The 14,511-nt window shown below is 57.4% G+C and carries 14 protein-coding genes; 6 read left to right on the forward strand and 8 right to left on the reverse strand.

Features of this window, described 5'->3' with window-relative positions; genetic code table 11:
- The first annotated feature begins 344 nt into the window (after nucleotides 1-344).
- A complete protein-coding gene (locus MJ257_RS23100) occupies nucleotides 345-647 on the forward strand; it encodes a hypothetical protein (RefSeq protein WP_240271461.1) in 303 nt (100 codons plus the stop codon).
- A gap of 40 nt (nucleotides 648-687) precedes the next feature.
- Here MJ257_RS23100 and phnE (MJ257_RS23105) read toward each other — a convergent pair whose 3' ends face one another.
- The 4 genes from phnE (MJ257_RS23105) to MJ257_RS23120 form a co-directional block, all read right to left on the reverse strand.
- Nucleotides 688-1,506, reverse strand: a complete 819-nt coding sequence (gene phnE, locus MJ257_RS23105; RefSeq protein WP_240271462.1) for a phosphonate ABC transporter, permease protein PhnE — start codon at nucleotides 1,504-1,506, stop codon at nucleotides 688-690.
- A complete protein-coding gene (phnE, locus tag MJ257_RS23110; RefSeq protein WP_240271463.1) occupies nucleotides 1,503-2,378 on the reverse strand; it encodes a phosphonate ABC transporter, permease protein PhnE in 876 nt (291 codons plus the stop codon). The genes phnE (MJ257_RS23105) and phnE (MJ257_RS23110) overlap by 4 nt, the downstream gene beginning before the upstream one ends.
- Nucleotides 2,378-3,178 carry a phosphonate ABC transporter ATP-binding protein gene (gene phnC / locus MJ257_RS23115; protein ID WP_240271464.1) on the reverse strand — a complete coding sequence of 267 codons (801 nt, stop codon included), beginning with the start codon at nucleotides 3,176-3,178 and terminating at the stop codon, nucleotides 2,378-2,380. Before phnC ends, phnE (MJ257_RS23110) begins: the two co-directional genes overlap by 1 nt.
- 109 nt (nucleotides 3,179-3,287) lie before the next feature.
- Nucleotides 3,288-4,304, reverse strand: a complete 1,017-nt coding sequence (locus MJ257_RS23120) for a phosphate/phosphite/phosphonate ABC transporter substrate-binding protein (protein WP_240271465.1) — start codon at nucleotides 4,302-4,304, stop codon at nucleotides 3,288-3,290.
- 182 nt (nucleotides 4,305-4,486) lie between these two features.
- On the opposite strand from MJ257_RS23120, the gene MJ257_RS23125 reads away from it, so the two are divergent.
- From MJ257_RS23125 to MJ257_RS23140, 4 genes are all read left to right on the forward strand, one after another.
- Nucleotides 4,487-6,121, forward strand: a complete 1,635-nt coding sequence (locus MJ257_RS23125; RefSeq protein ID WP_240271466.1) for a bifunctional metallophosphatase/5'-nucleotidase — start codon at nucleotides 4,487-4,489, stop codon at nucleotides 6,119-6,121.
- Between the two features lie 62 nt (nucleotides 6,122-6,183).
- Complete coding sequence (locus tag MJ257_RS23130) at nucleotides 6,184-6,771, forward strand: class I SAM-dependent methyltransferase (protein ID WP_240271467.1); 588 nt, start codon at nucleotides 6,184-6,186, stop codon at nucleotides 6,769-6,771.
- A 37-nt stretch (nucleotides 6,772-6,808) separates the two neighbouring features.
- Nucleotides 6,809-7,087 (forward strand): hypothetical protein, encoded by a 279-nt coding sequence (locus tag MJ257_RS23135; protein ID WP_240271468.1) that lies wholly within the window; start codon nucleotides 6,809-6,811, stop codon nucleotides 7,085-7,087.
- Between the two features lie 115 nt (nucleotides 7,088-7,202).
- On the forward strand, nucleotides 7,203-8,897 hold the full coding sequence (locus MJ257_RS23140) for a methyl-accepting chemotaxis protein (RefSeq protein ID WP_240271469.1): 1,695 nt from the start codon (nucleotides 7,203-7,205) through the stop codon (nucleotides 8,895-8,897).
- Nucleotides 8,898-8,961: 64 nt separating this feature from the next.
- Here MJ257_RS23140 and MJ257_RS23145 read toward each other — a convergent pair whose 3' ends face one another.
- From MJ257_RS23145 to MJ257_RS23160, 4 genes are all read right to left on the reverse strand, one after another.
- Nucleotides 8,962-9,555: a YkoP family protein gene (locus MJ257_RS23145; RefSeq protein ID WP_240271470.1), complete on the reverse strand. Its 594-nt coding sequence runs from the start codon at nucleotides 9,553-9,555 to the stop codon at nucleotides 8,962-8,964.
- 436 nt (nucleotides 9,556-9,991) lie between these two features.
- The gene (locus MJ257_RS23150) at nucleotides 9,992-10,528 is read right to left on the reverse strand and encodes a phosphatase PAP2 family protein (RefSeq protein ID WP_240271471.1); all 537 of its coding nucleotides are present in this window, start codon (nucleotides 10,526-10,528) and stop codon (nucleotides 9,992-9,994) included.
- Nucleotides 10,529-10,651: 123 nt separating this feature from the next.
- Nucleotides 10,652-11,860 carry an MFS transporter gene (locus tag MJ257_RS23155; RefSeq protein WP_240271472.1) on the reverse strand — a complete coding sequence of 403 codons (1,209 nt, stop codon included), beginning with the start codon at nucleotides 11,858-11,860 and terminating at the stop codon, nucleotides 10,652-10,654.
- A gap of 57 nt (nucleotides 11,861-11,917) precedes the next feature.
- Nucleotides 11,918-13,069: an MGDG synthase family glycosyltransferase gene (locus tag MJ257_RS23160; RefSeq protein WP_240271473.1), complete on the reverse strand. Its 1,152-nt coding sequence runs from the start codon at nucleotides 13,067-13,069 to the stop codon at nucleotides 11,918-11,920.
- A 369-nt stretch (nucleotides 13,070-13,438) separates the two neighbouring features.
- On the opposite strand from MJ257_RS23160, the gene rlmN reads away from it, so the two are divergent.
- Nucleotides 13,439-14,494: a dual-specificity RNA methyltransferase RlmN gene (gene rlmN / locus MJ257_RS23165; protein WP_240271474.1), complete on the forward strand. Its 1,056-nt coding sequence runs from the start codon at nucleotides 13,439-13,441 to the stop codon at nucleotides 14,492-14,494.
- Nucleotides 14,495-14,511: the final 17 nt, after the last annotated feature.

Here is a 14,511-nt window from a genome sequence, read left to right on the forward strand (position 1 = left end):
GGAAAGTGGCTCATTCTATTCGAAATTTCATATAGAATGGGCTGTTTAGCGATGTTTCGGAGTATTGTATTCGAAAAATCATATATATTCGGTCCTTGGAGGGCGGAAAAGCCCATTTTATATGAAAAATCATATAAAATAGGCCGCTGCAAAGGGAAAGTGGCTCATTCTATTCGAAATTTCATATAGAATGAGCCATTTGGCGATGTTTCGGAGTATTGTGTTCGAAAAATCATATATATTCGATCCTTGGAGGGAGAAAAAACCTATTTTATATGAAAAATCATATAAAATAGGCCGCTGCAAAGGGAAAGTGGCTCAATCTATTCGAAATTTTATATAGAATGGGCCGTTTGGCGATGTTTCGGAGTATTGTATTCGAAAAATCTTATAGAATGGGGCCGGGTCAGGGCAAAGAGCAAGAGAAAGAACAAGAGAAAGAACAAGAGAAAGAACAAGAGAAAGAACAAGAGAAAGAACAAGAGAAAGAACAAGAGCAAGAACAAGAGCAAGAACAAGAGCAAGAACAAGAGAAAGAACAAGAGAAAGAACAAGAGCAAGAACAAGAGCAAGAACAAGAGCAAGAACAAGAGCAAGAACAAGAGCAAGAACAAGAGCAAGAACAAGAGCAAGGGGGTTGCCGGTGAATCGCCCGGGTGTCAACAGCAGCATGGACTAAGATCGGGGCTAAACCAGCTTCTTCCGTAGAAAACCGGAGATCCAGTCCACGAGGGTGATCATCACGATGATGCCAAGCAGGATGATGCCGACGCGATCCCAATCCCGCGAGCTGAGGGCGAAAATCAGCGGGGTTCCGATGCCACCGGCGCCGATGACGCCGAGGATGGTGGCGGAACGCAGATTGATCTCGAACCGGTACAGCGTGTAGGACAGGAAGCCCGGGAGCACTTGGGGCAGCACGGCAAACCACAGGATTTGCAGGCGGTTCGCCCCTGCGGCAATCAGCGCTTCGGTTGGGCCGTGATCCATGTTTTCGATCTCGTCGGCGAACAGCTTGCCGAGCATGCCGACCGAATGCAGCCCTAGTGCCAGCACGCCGGCAAAGGCATTGGGTCCCACGGCCTTGATGAATAGCAGCGCCATCACGATTTCCGGGAAGGTGCGGACAAAGCTGAGCAGCATCTTGCCTGAACCGGACACGAATCGGGACTTGCCCCGATTGGCCGCTGCCCAGAAGGCGAACGGCAGGCAAACCAGCGTAGAAACGAACGTGCCCAGGATGGAGATGGTCAACGTCTCGAGCAATCCCCGCAGCAAATCCTCGCCGTCCGGCAAATAGACGTAATCCCAATCGGGCGAGAACAATCCCGAGAGGATCGATTTCGTAATTTGGCCGGCGGTTTCCTTAATTCCGTCAAACGGAATGCCGGCAAAGGCCCATATATAGAGTAGAAGAAGCAGGATATAGATCAACCAGCGGTAACGGTTCTTTTTGGGCTTCGGCAATTTATGCCGCCAAGTTGTTGCATTTTCGTTTGTCGTCATAACAATTTCTCCCGCAGTTTGGTGCTTGCATAATCGATCAGCAGTACGACCGCGAGCGTGAACAGGATAATCATGCACGTCTTGTCATACTCCAGGAAGCCTAAGGTGACTTCGTAATAATGGCCGATCCCGCCGGCCCCGACCAGACCCAGCACCGCCGCGGCGCGGACGTTGATTTCAAACGTATACAGCACGTAAGAAATAAAATGGGCCTGAATTTGCGGCACGACGCCAAAGGCGATCCGCTGCACGGACGTGGCCCCGACGGACGTCATCGCTTCCAGCGGCCCGCGGTCGATCGTCTCCAGCGCCTCGTACGTCAGTTTGGCGATCAGGCCAAACGAGAAGACGGTCAGCGCCATCATCCCGGGCAGCGGGCCGAGTCCGAAGATGGCGACGAAGATCGCCGCCAGCAGCAGGTCCGGAATCGTCCGCACGAGGTTCAGCAGGAAGCGGACGGGTTGGTAGATCCAGGCGCTGCGGCTAAGGTTAGAGGCGCAGAGCAGCGCCACCGGCACGGCGAGGATCGCGCCGAACGTCGTGCCGATCAGCGCCATGCGGATCGTCTCCAGCATCGCCGGGACGATATTGTCGAAGTAGCTCCACTTCGGCGGGAACATCTCCTTCAATAGGTCGAGCATGTTCGGCGAGCCCTGGATCAGCTTGCCCAGCGAGGCGTCGGTATCCGCAGCGCTGCCCCACAGCAGGAGCAGGATGATCGCGGCGGTTAAATAGTGCTTCAGCTTGCCGGGAGCTTGGGGACGGTTCCGGTTCAAGCCGGCTTGGCCGGACGGGTTCGCGCTGAGGTTGGCAGACGTATTGGCGTTGGGATTGGCGTTGGCATGGGAACTTGAACGTGGATTCGTGTTCATCAAGCCTGCGCCTCCAGCACCTGCGGCCCCGGGAGCCGGCTGGCCAACAGCTCCTCCCGGTCGATCGCGCGGCCGTAAATCTCCGCGAACCGCTCGTCGGTCGCCTCCGACACTGGGCCGTCGAATACGACCTGGCCCGCGCGGAGCCCGATGATGCGCGTGGCGTAACTGCGCGCCAAGTCGATGAAATGCAGGTTCACGATCGTCGTAATGCCAAGCTCGACGTTAATGCGCTTCAAGTCATCCATGACCTGCTTGGTCGTCAGGGGATCCAGGGAGGCCACGGGCTCGTCGGCGAGGATGATTTTCGCCTCCTGCGCCAGCACGCGGGCGATCGCCACCCGCTGCTGCTGTCCGCCGGAGAGCTGGTCGGCCCGGGCGTACGCTTTTTCCACGATGTTGACGCGCTCCAGCGCTTGGAACGCCAGCTCCATGTCGGCTTCCGGGAATCGGCCGAACAGGGTGCGCAGCGTGGAATGGTAGCCGACTCGGCCGGCCAGCACGTTGCGCAATACGGAGGAGCGCTTCACGAGATTGAAGCTTTGGAAGATCATGCCGATGTCGCGGCGAATCATCCGCAGCGGCTTGCCGGCGGCTTGCGTGATCGACTTGCCGCCGATGAGGATGTCGCCTTCGGAAATATCGTGCAGCCGGTTCATGGACCGCAGCAGCGTCGATTTGCCGGCACCGGACAAGCCAACGATGGCCACGAATTCGCCGGGCTCGATCTTCAGGTTGATTTGATTCAGCCCTTTGGTGCCGTTCGGATACGTTTTGGATACATTGCGCAGTTCTATCACGTTGGGGCTCCTTTTTGGAAAATAATCTGGAAAAACGCACAGCCAGCCGGGAGCGCGCCGCGCTCCGACTGGCCTGCATGGGACTATTCGTCAAATTTCGTATATACGCCTATTCCGTTTTGACCTTTTCGTTATATTCGCGGACGATGTCGAACACGCTGTCGTTCGATTCGACATAACCTTCATGCGTGTAGATATCCGCGATGATTTGGTGACCTTCCGGATCCTTGCCGATTTCGATGAAGGCGTCTTTCAGTTTTTGCACCCATTCGGCGTTCATGTCGGAACGGACGGAGATCGTGTCGTTCGGAATCGGTTCCGTGTACGTCAGTACGCGGGTGTCTTCGAACACTTTCGGATAATCCTTCACGACGGTGTTGCGGGCATCCTGGAAGATCGCGGCGGCGTCCACGTCGCCGTTCAGGACCGCGATGACGCCTTGGTCATGACCTTTCACCGTGATCGGCTCCACGTCGGACAGCGGATCCAAGCCAGCTTCTTGGAGCTTGGCGGCCGGCCATACATAACCGGCGGAGGACGTTACGTTTTGGTAAGCGATTTTCTTGCCTTTCAGATCCTCTACGGATTTGATGTCGGAATCCTTCTTAACGATGATCATCGATTTGTAGAAATCCACCAGTTCATCCGTAGGTGCACCGGTTTCATCTTGCACGCCATAGCGTTGCGCCTGCAAAATGACCTCGGCTGCGCCTTTATCTTTGGCCAGCACGTAAGCCGTCGGAGGCAGAAAGCCAACGTCCACTTGCTTGGAAGCCATAGCTTCGATGATCGTATTGTAGTCGGTCGACACGCTGACCTTTACCGGAACGCCCAGGCGATCGGACAGCAGCTTCTCCAGCGGCTTGGCTTTGGCTTCCAGCGTATCGGCGTTTTGCGAAGGCACAAATTGTACGGTCAGCGTTTCAGGTACGTAGCCGGTATCGGCAGGGGTTTCGGCAGCATCGGTCGCTGCGTTCGTGCCGGCATTTGCGGCAGTGGCATTGGTTTGGCCGGATTCAGCCGACGCGTTTCCGCTGGTGTTAGCCGGAGCATTGTTTCCGCAAGCGCTCAGGATGACGGAAAACGCCAAAAATAAGGGCAAAACAAACTTGGTAATCTTGTTCAAGCGTATGACCTCCACTTATTCTCATTTTTTTGGATTACGTGATTTACTATAAAAGAGATTTATTAACCTGCCGTCAGAGGTAAAGATGAAGTTTGTAAAATCCCATTTTTCAGGAGTTTACAAAACTTGCGATGTTCGTTGCTAGAATGGGAATGCAATGAAATGAATCCGAGGTGATAATGATGGAACAACATACGGATCGCGAATTAAAGACCATACCGGCGGAGCAGGGGGAAGTCCTCTGCAAAATCCTTGTTACGAGCGACATCCACGGCTACGTCTATCCGACGGATTACCGCACGGCCGACGAACGGCCGCTGGGTCTGGCGAAGCTGGCTACGCTCATTCGACGTGAGCGCGGGCAATCGCCCGGCTTGCTGTTGGTCGATAACGGGGACGTCATTCAAGGAACGCCGCTGTGCACTTTTTACGTCAAAAACCATCCAGACGGCGTTCATCCATCCATCGCAGCCATGAACCTGCTAGGGTATGACGCCGCGGTGCCAGGGAACCACGAGTTTAATTACGGGCAGGAGCTGTTAGGGAAAGCGATGAAGGATTCCCGCTTCCCGTGGCTGTCGGCGGGGATTGTGAATACCGGAGCTGAGGGAGAGACGGCGTTCGGCAAGCCGTACGTCGTGAAGACGACCCCGGAGGGTGTAAAAATCGCCATCTTGGGCGTTACAACCCACTATATCCCGCATTGGGAGCATCCTCGGCATATTGACGGTTGGACGTTTCAGGACGCGCTGGAGACGGTGAAAACCTGGGTTCCCCGCATTCGGGAAAAGGAGCGGCCGGATTTGCTGGTGGTCAGCTATCACGGCGGATTCGAGCGGGATTTGGCGACGGGGGGGCCGACGGAACGGTTAACCGGAGAAAATCAGGGTTTCGCGATGTGCCTTGAAGTGCCCGGCATCGATGTGTTAATTACGGGGCACCAGCACCGGATGATCGCGGGCGAGGTCGACGGAGTCACGGTGATCCAGCCGGGGACGGGCGGACAAGCGTTGGGCCGAATCACCGTCCGTTTGAAGTGCGAGGCTGACGGCCGCTGGAGCATCCGCGAGAAAACGCCCGAGTTGCTCATTCCCGATGACGGCGTGGAGGCTGATGCTGAGGTGCTGGAGCTGGTGCGGCCGCTGGAATCGGCCACGCAAGCCTGGCTGGACCAGCCGATCGGCCGGGTGGACGGCGACATGACGATCGGAAGCCCGCTCGCCTGCCGCTTGGCGGATCACCCGTTTATGGAGTTTGTTAACCGGGTGCAGATGGAGGCCGCCGGGGTGGATGTCTCGAACGCGGCGTTGCTGAGCGAGGAATCCAAGGGGTTTGCCGGCAGCATTACGCTGCGGGATGTGCTGACGAATTTCATGTATCCGAACACGTTAACCGTCCTGCGCTTGACCGGGCGGGACATCCGAGAAGCGCTGGAGCAGACGGCGAATTATTTCGTCTTGGGAACGGACGGCGAGATCGCGGTGAATCCGGCGTATATCCGGCCTAAGACACAGCATTACAATTACGATATGTGGGAAGGCATCGAATACGAGCTCGATATCGCCCGGCCTGCCGGGCAGCGGGTCGTCAAGCTGAGCCGGAACGGAGCGCTGCTGCAAGACGAGACGGAGATTGACGTCGTGATGAACAATTATCGCGCCGGCGGGGGCGGAGATTATGCGATGTACCGGGGCAAGCCGGTGGTGAAGGAAATCCAGACCGACATGGCGGAGCTGGTGGCGGAGTACGTTCAACGGCATGGGATGATCCGGGCCGTCTGCGATGGGAACTGGAGAGTCATCAAGGGTTCGCCTTAAGGCTGCGTTTTTGGTACAATGCAAACATTGAATGAGAACCCTGCGCCTAAGGAGATGTCCCCATGCCCGCTTCCGCCTACCCGATCCTGACCGCCGTGTTGCTGATCCTTCTGCTGACGGCGGTCGCGGCGATCGTCTACCGGAGCTGGCGAAACGGCATTTCGCCGATGCCCGCTTCCGCTTCCGTCCGGCAAGCGGTTGTCCGGGAACTAAGGGAGTTGGAACGTGCCGCCGCCCTTGAGAGGGAGGCTCCCCGGGTCCCGATCTCCCCCATCGTGGAAGCGGGGGCGGGCTGGGGAACACTGGCTTTGGCCCTGGCTAAGGCCCATCCGAGCTGGCGTATCGTCGGGATCGAGAACTCGTTGGTTCCCTGGTTGTTTTCACGTCTCCTATTGCGGTGGGGCGCTTATTCTCAAGTGCAGTTTTTGCGGGGAGATTTATACGCATTTCCTTACGAGACGGCAGGTACGGTGGTTTGTTACTTGTACCCCGGAGCGATGCAGCGGCTGGATCCCCTGCTTCGGGCGCGCTTAACCCCGGGGGCCCGGGTGATCAGCATTTGCTTTGCCCTGCCGGGCTGGCGGCCGATGAAGGTCGTCACCTGCCGGGATCTGTACCGGACTAAAATTTACATCTACGAGAAAGACTAGGAAACAAATCGAACCTAACATGGCAGGAGTGAACCTTGTGAGCGATCAAATCAATGAACAGGAGCTGGTCCAATTTATCGCCGACCGGTCTAAAGCAGGTCCGGACAATATTCGGTTGGTGCTGAAGCACGAAGCGGATTTCATCAATCAGGCCCAGCAAAACGCCGATGGCGAAGTGGAGATCGACGGTGACGAGCTGGTGGATTATGTCCTAAGCCGAAGCGACGTGAAGCTCGACGAATTGACCGTGGAGACCATCCTGGATTTGGAGATGGATTATTTGACGGAGCATGGACTCGCAGGATACATCGACTAGCAGAAAATAAATGTGGCCCAGGCCCCTAAATACTGGGGGCGCTGGGCTTTCCTTTTCTACACAAAACCAACGTCACCCCTTATGATTTACTCAAAGTTGTAAGGAGGCGAATAACATGCGCATTCGAAGCATCGGGACAAAAATCAATTTGATCGTCATCGGGATTCTGGTGGTCGTATCGGCGGCCATTGCCTATGTCGCCATCGAGCAAATGGGGAGCGGCATCAAAACGTTCGCCACCGCCAAAGCGAAAAGCGACCTGGAGCTAGTGAGCCGTTATTTGGATAGCAAGTACCCCGGTGCTTGGCGCATTAGGGGAGATCAGTTGACCAAGGGCGATACGGTCATGAACGGGAACTTCGAAATCGTGGACGAGATCGGGCAGTTGACGGAGGACACGGTGACGATTTTTCAAGGGGATACGCGCGTGTCGACCAACGTGATGGCGGAGGGAGAACGGGCCGTAGGCACGAAGGTCTCCGATAAGGTGGCTGACGTCGTCCTGAAGGGAGGCGGCAGCTATTACGGGGAAGCGGTTGTGGTTGGCCAAACCTACCAGGCGGCTTACCAACCGATCAAATCGGATAACGGCGAGGTTATCGGCATCTTGTACGTGGGGGCTCCGCAGCGATTAATGGATACCATTCGCGGGACGTTTATCCGGCAATTTGCCGTAGTTTTTGCGGCCGCGCTCGCAATTTCCATCGTGGTGATCCTGATGTATATGCGCGGCATGAAAAAACGGCTTGGCCGGTTGGCCGTGGCGATGGAGAAAGCCGGTTCCGGCGATTTTACGGCGACCGTCCGCGACGATTCGCGGGACGAGATCGGGGTGCTCAGCGCCGGCTATAATCAGATGGGCGCCAATCTGCGGCAGTTGGTTCAGCAGGGCCTGCTCGCCTCGGACAAGGTGACCGAGTCCGCCCGGAGGCTGCAGACGGTCGCGGAGCAAACCAGCGAAGACTCGGCTCGCATCGCGGCATCGATCGAGCAAGTCGCCGCAGGGGCGGAGAGCCAGACGATGAGCACGGCGGAGAATGCCCGCGCGATGGAGGAGATCGCGATCGGCGTGCAGCATATCGCCGAGCATGCCTCCGAAGCCGCCGAACTGGCGGGGCAATCCCGGCAGCAGGCCGCTGGCGGCGGCGATCAGGTTCGCAGAACGGTCAAGCAGATGGAATCCATCGACCGCTCCGTCCAAGCCAGCAGCGCGCTCGTTCGGCTGCTGAACGACAAGTCGCAGGAGATCGCCATGATGGTGGCGGCGATTCGAGGCATCTCCCAGCAGACGAACCTGCTGGCGTTGAATGCATCGATTGAGGCCGCTCGCGCCGGCGAGGAGGGACGCGGCTTCGCCGTAGTCGCCTCCGAGGTGCGCAAGCTGGCTGAGCAGTCCGAGGCTTCGTCGGAGCGGATCGCCGAGGTGATGACGCAGATCGATACCGACATCAAGCAGTCGCTGGAAGCGATGGATCGGGTGATCGGGGAGGTGGAGTCGGGCCTTGCGTTAACGCAGGAAACGGACCGCAGCTTCGCAGGCATCGCTGTTTCGAACGGCCAAATCGCCGACCAGATCGAACAGCTTGCCGCGACGGCCCAGCAGATGTCCGCCGGCATCGAGGAAGTCACGGCTTCCGTTCACGTCATCGCGGATATCGCGCAAAGCTCGGGCGCCGCCGCCCAGGAAGTGAGCAGCGCTTCGGCCAATCAACTGTCGTCCATTGCGGACATCAACGCCTCGTGTGCCTCGCTCTCGGCGGTATCGGACGAGCTGCAACGGGTGTTGGGCAAGTTTAAAGTGAAGGAATAACTCCGAAATGAGTTGCCCGCGTCTGCGGCTTCCAGAGGGAAGCGGCTGCGCGGGCATCTTTTCGTTAGGCGAGCGCCGTCTCCGTCCCGAATTGCCGGAACAGCGACGCGCGGGTCATGACCAGCTTCATCGGAATCAGCTTGTCCGTATGGCCGGTGATCCGTTTCCGGTTGCTGGGATGGAAGACGGTAAGCAATAACCGAAGATAAGAGGTCGTTAACGTACGGAAGGCTCCCTGTTCGACGCGATGCGTTTCGAAGCCGAGTCCGTGCGTGATGCCCCGATGCAGCAACGTAATCCCCTGCAGCGCCTTCACCTGACTGAGTTGCGGGTTCTTTTGCATTTCGGCGCAAATCTGCCGCATGGCGTTTCTTGCCAGGCGGGCAACTTTCAGGGCGACCCGATTCGCCTCATTGGATTGCAGCATGGCGAGGATTTGCCGGTTATCCAAATGCAGCTCCCCGATCCAATCGCCGTCCTGGATCCACGTGCCGTCTTCGCATTGCATGCTTTTGCCGCGGTATTTGGTGACGAACATTTTGCAGATGCCGAACTCTCCGGCGTAGTTGGAGCGCAGCCGGCTGAACAGCTCGAACACCCGCTCCCAGCCCATCCAAACTCCTTGGACGGCTTGCTTGACGATCGATTCGGATTGCATCGATATTACCCCAGCTTTCTATATAGATTATAAAGCGCTTACACTGCCGCATCCCGCGTTCACATCCCCATGCGTACCGGCAGAAATGTTGTAAAAAGTGCAACATGTTGCGGCGGAACGGACGATGGAAGGGGAAAATGTTGTATTTCATACAACAATTTTTAGGATTAAAGTGAAATTGGACCGAAAATGTTGCAGGAAATACAACATTTTTGCATTTTCGCTCAGTGAGTGGCGTTAAATGCTGCACAAAATACAACATTTCTCTGAGTTTGCCAGCGGACTGAGGCGGTTTCGCACCAGGTGAAGCTTTCCACTGTCACAACCCTCGCGCTAGAGCAGAGGAAAGCATGTTACCGCGGAACCTACGCTAGCATAGCTGCAAGAAAGTTGCCGTGAACCTCAGCGACTACAGCCTCTTTCCTTACACCTACACCTACGCCAACCCGGCGCCCAGGACAACGAGGAGAGCGGTCGCAGCTCCAACCAGGCCGCCGGCCAATACGTCGGAGGGATAATGGACTCCGAGGTATATTCGCGACAAGCCAACGATGAAAGCCAACGGCAGCAGCACTTGCGCCAGCCCAGGGGCCGCGAACAAGAACGGGATAAACGTGGAGAAGGCCGCTGTCGTATGCCCGGATGGGAACGAGTAGTCCTTAAGCGGATGAATCGAGATTCGCGCGTCCTGCAACGCTTCGTAAGGGCGGGTTCGCTGAAACCGCTTCTTGATCACGACCGCGAGCAGATGGCTGAGGGTCAAGGCGATTAGGCTATGCCAGCCCGCCCGCTGCCACGTCCCCGTGGCGAAGACGACCACGGAGATCGTCAGCGCGATCGTAAACGCGGCGCTTCCCAAATGGGTTAACCCCTTCAGAATGCGATCCAGCCACGGGTGACTCAGCGAATGATTGCACCACAGAAACAGCCGGTTGTCATACTCGCGCAGTCGAAGATAATAGCGATGTTTCATCCCAACTCCTCCACTCCCCCGAAAATAATGCTTTCTATCCGCGTCAAGGTTCGGGCTACGGTTACCGCTGCGGCCCCAGGTGTTACCTGCACCCACAAACTCATGCTCCCCGAGCTGTCCGCATTACCCACGCTGTCCGTATTGCCCCGGTTGATGCTGGCGCACCGGACGGATCCAGTAGAACAACATGATGCCGAACAACAGCAGCGCGCTGATCCCTACCGTCACCGTTTCGTCGAAGCTTTCCGCCATCCAGCCGCCCAGGATCGGGCCGAGGATGACCCCGATGCCTTCGATGCCGGAGAGAACGCCCCAGCCGGTCGCTTTTTGCTCGACGGGGACGAAATGGGACAGGATCGCGTTCCACGCCGGAAGCACGGCGGCATACGCCGCGCCAAGACAGACGGCAAGCAGCATCGTGCTGAACATCTGCCGGGAGTAGATCAGCAGTCCGAGGCAGGCCGCCAAGGCGCCGAAACCCGCGATCAATAGCCATTTGTGGCCCCATTTGTCGGCGAGCCGGCCCATCGGGATCAGCAGCAGCACGGTCATACAGCCTCCGGCCATCAGCACGATGGAGTATCCCGAATAATCCAGCGCCAAATACTCGGATGCAAAGCTTGGCAAGACGGGCACCAACAAGCCGGCGGCCAGCGTCTGCACGATCATGCCGGGCACGAGCGGCTTCATCTGGGCCAGCTTGCTCCCGATTTGCCGCATTTGCTGTTTAAACGGGATCGTGTCCCCCAGCAAGCGCCGGGATGAAAAATCGATCCGCTTCATGGCGGCCAGCAGCCACCCGGCGGACCAGCAACCGGCCAACAGCCAGAACGATAAGGCATAACTGCGGTCGATCAAAAAATTGACGGCTACCGGTCCCAGGCCCAGCGAAACGAGCCAAATCGTATAGACCGATCCCATCTGCGAGCCGCGGCTGTCCTCCCGTATCTCGGATAGGCAGAGGAGCCAGACAGGCGAGACCCCGATTCCGATCAGGCCGGCCCCGAGGACGACCGCCCAGGGAGCGCTGACCCCATAAGAGACGAACAGGCCCAGGAGTCCGAGCAGCAGGAAAATATTCAGGATCAGCCGGGCCGGGAACCGGTCCAGCACGTAACCCGCTAGGACTTTAATCAGCGTGTCGGCCAAATAGTGGACCGAAATGGCTACGCCAACCGCCGCCAGCGTAATGTGGCGCTCTTTGGCAAAGGCGGGCAAGAACGAGATGAGAAAGGCGCTGCGGGCCATTTCCGTCAATAACAAAATGGCGGCACAGTGCAAAAATGCTGGAGTAACATGATTTCCGGATATCCATCGGCTAGTACGTTTCATATACGCAAGGCTCCTTGCTTCTTATTCGTGCGCCAGCAGCGGCGCGGGCGAACCGGATCATTGGCCGTCCGCCAAGGCCGGCAGGCGTCCCGCCAGTCGCAGCACGTCCCGGACGATCGTTTCGGTGGCGCATCCTGCGGCCAGCTCGTCGTACTGCTGGAGCATACGGGCTCTGCGGACCTCGGAATCGAGCAGCTCGTGCACCTGCTCCGCCAAAGCTCGCGGCGAGGAGACCACTGCGGCCGCGCCTTTGCGCTCCAGATACCTCGCGTTTTCCCGCTCTTGGCCGGAGAACGGCTTGTAGACCACGATCGGAGTGCGGATCTGGATCGCTTCCGACAGCGTGATGCCTCCGGCCTTCGTCACGATGCACGCGGCTTCCCGCATGCGGTCGTGGATCGCTTCGACGTAACCGAATAGGCGCAGCCGTTCGTGACCGGCAAACCGCCGCTCCAGGCGACGCCGCAGCTTATCGTTGCCTCCGCAGACGATGTCCACCCGCACGTCCGGCAGCGCCAACAGCTTGGCGGTGATGAGCTGGACGTCGGGCAAGGGAATGTGCGCCCCCATCATGACCAGAATGGAACGGGATCCCTCTGTCGATTGCCATGCCTGCACCTGCGGATTCATGGAGTGCGGCGGCTCGTAAAACGGCTCCCTAACCGGGATGCCGCTGACCACGATCGATTCCGCGGGCACGCCGCGTTCGATCATTTCCCGCTTCAAATCCCCGGTCGCCACGTAATAACGGTCCGGCCGCGTGAACAACCAGCGGTTGTGCAGGCTGAAATCGGTGACGACGGTGAATACCGGTACCCGAATGCCGTGTTTTCGCAGTTGGTCCGTGATGCCGCCGAAGGGGAAGGTGCTGATGATGGCGTCTGGCCGCTGCTTTTGGAGCAGGGTGACCAGCTTTTTCATACCCAGTTGGTTTCCCCATTTTGCTATAGCGCTCGTCTGCTGGAGATCCCGGGTCGCGTAGTAGCTCCACCCGTAATAGTCCAGGCCGTAGGCCGAGAACCACGGGCTGTATAAATAGAGATGCCGGGAGACGGAATTCATTCCCGGATGGGCTTCGCGGTACAGGTCGATCACGCTGACCGATCGGGCGCCCGAACGGGTCAGGGATTGCTCCAGCGTCCGCGCCACCTGAATATGGCCGTTGCCGTATCCGGCAGTCAGGATGACGATGTGCATGTTTTGCTTCATGGCTAGCTGCCGCCTTTCCACCGAAATAGAAACGCACGGTTCGTTCCGTCGATTCATTCCGAGTTCCAGTATATAGGAAGCCTGGAAGAATCAAACCGGCCGCGCGGCGTGATTTCGTTCCGACCTTAGTCCAGTATGCGGGCCGGACCGCTGCGAGTTCGAATTGCTCAATCGTCGTATCGCCAAACTTTAACGTACCTTCACTTTAGGACACTAATGTTAACGTTCGTTTAAAAGGGACGGCAATCTGTGTAAAACGGCCCCAGAGGCGAAGGCGCGGCGGGATTCGTTTTTTTACCTGTGGCAATGGGAATGGCGGATTAGGTATAATTAAAAAATGACTTAAGTTCGTTTAGAAAGAGGATACGCATGAATAAACAATCGATCTATGGTTTGACGAAGGATCAGCTGGCCGCTTGGCTGCTGGACCGTGGACATAAAAGAGGCCGGGCCGAGATGGTGTGGGAGGGCTTGTACCGCCAACGGGCCACCGATTTCGAAGCGATGGAAGGCGTTCATCCCGAATGTCTCGCGCTGCTGGAAGAACAGTTTGCCATCGAAACCCTGGAGGAGCATGTCCGCCAGGAGTCGATCGACGGGACGATCAAGTTCCTGTTCCGGTTGCAGGACGGCAACCTGATCGAAACGGTGCTCATGCGCCATAAATTCGGCTTGTCCGTTTGCGTGACGACCCAGGTCGGCTGCAATATCGGCTGCAGCTTTTGCGCCAGCGGGCTGTTGAAGAAGAGCCGGGACCTGACGAGCGCGGAAATCGTGGAGCAGGTCATGAAGGTACAGCTGCACCTGGACCGGCAGGGCAAAGGAGACCGCGTGACCCACATTGTGGTGATGGGGATCGGGGAACCTTTTGATAATTACGAGAATATGGCCGATTTCCTGCGGGTCATTCAGGACCCCAAAGGACTTGCGATCGGTCCGCGCCACATTACCGTATCGACCAGCGGGCTGGCGGATAAAATCATCGAATTTGCCGATTCCGATCTGCAAGTGAATTTGGCCGTGTCCCTGCACGCGCCGAACAATGAGCTGCGCACGCGAATCATGAAGATCAACAAAGCGATTCCGCTCGAGAAGCTGATGGCGGCGATCGACTATTACTTGGAACAAACGAACCGGCGGCTGACGATCGAGTATATCTTGCTCAAGGGCGTCAATGACGGGACGGAGCATGCGCAGGAACTAGCCGATCTGCTGGGAGACCGGTTCGTGAACGTCAACCTGATCCCGTATAATCCGGTGGACGAACACAGCCAGTATCAGCGGAGCGAGCAGGATTCCGTGTTGGCTTTTTACGATGCGCTAAAAAAACGCGGCCTCAGCGTCAGCGTCCGGCTAGAACACGGGGCCGACATCGACGCGGCTTGCGGTCAACTGCGCAGCAAGCAGCTCAAGCGGCCTAGCTGAGAAAGCGAGCTGATGGC

The organism is Paenibacillus timonensis, from assembly GCF_022427145.1.
Classification (GTDB): Bacteria; Bacillota; Bacilli; order Paenibacillales; family Paenibacillaceae; genus Fontibacillus; species Fontibacillus timonensis.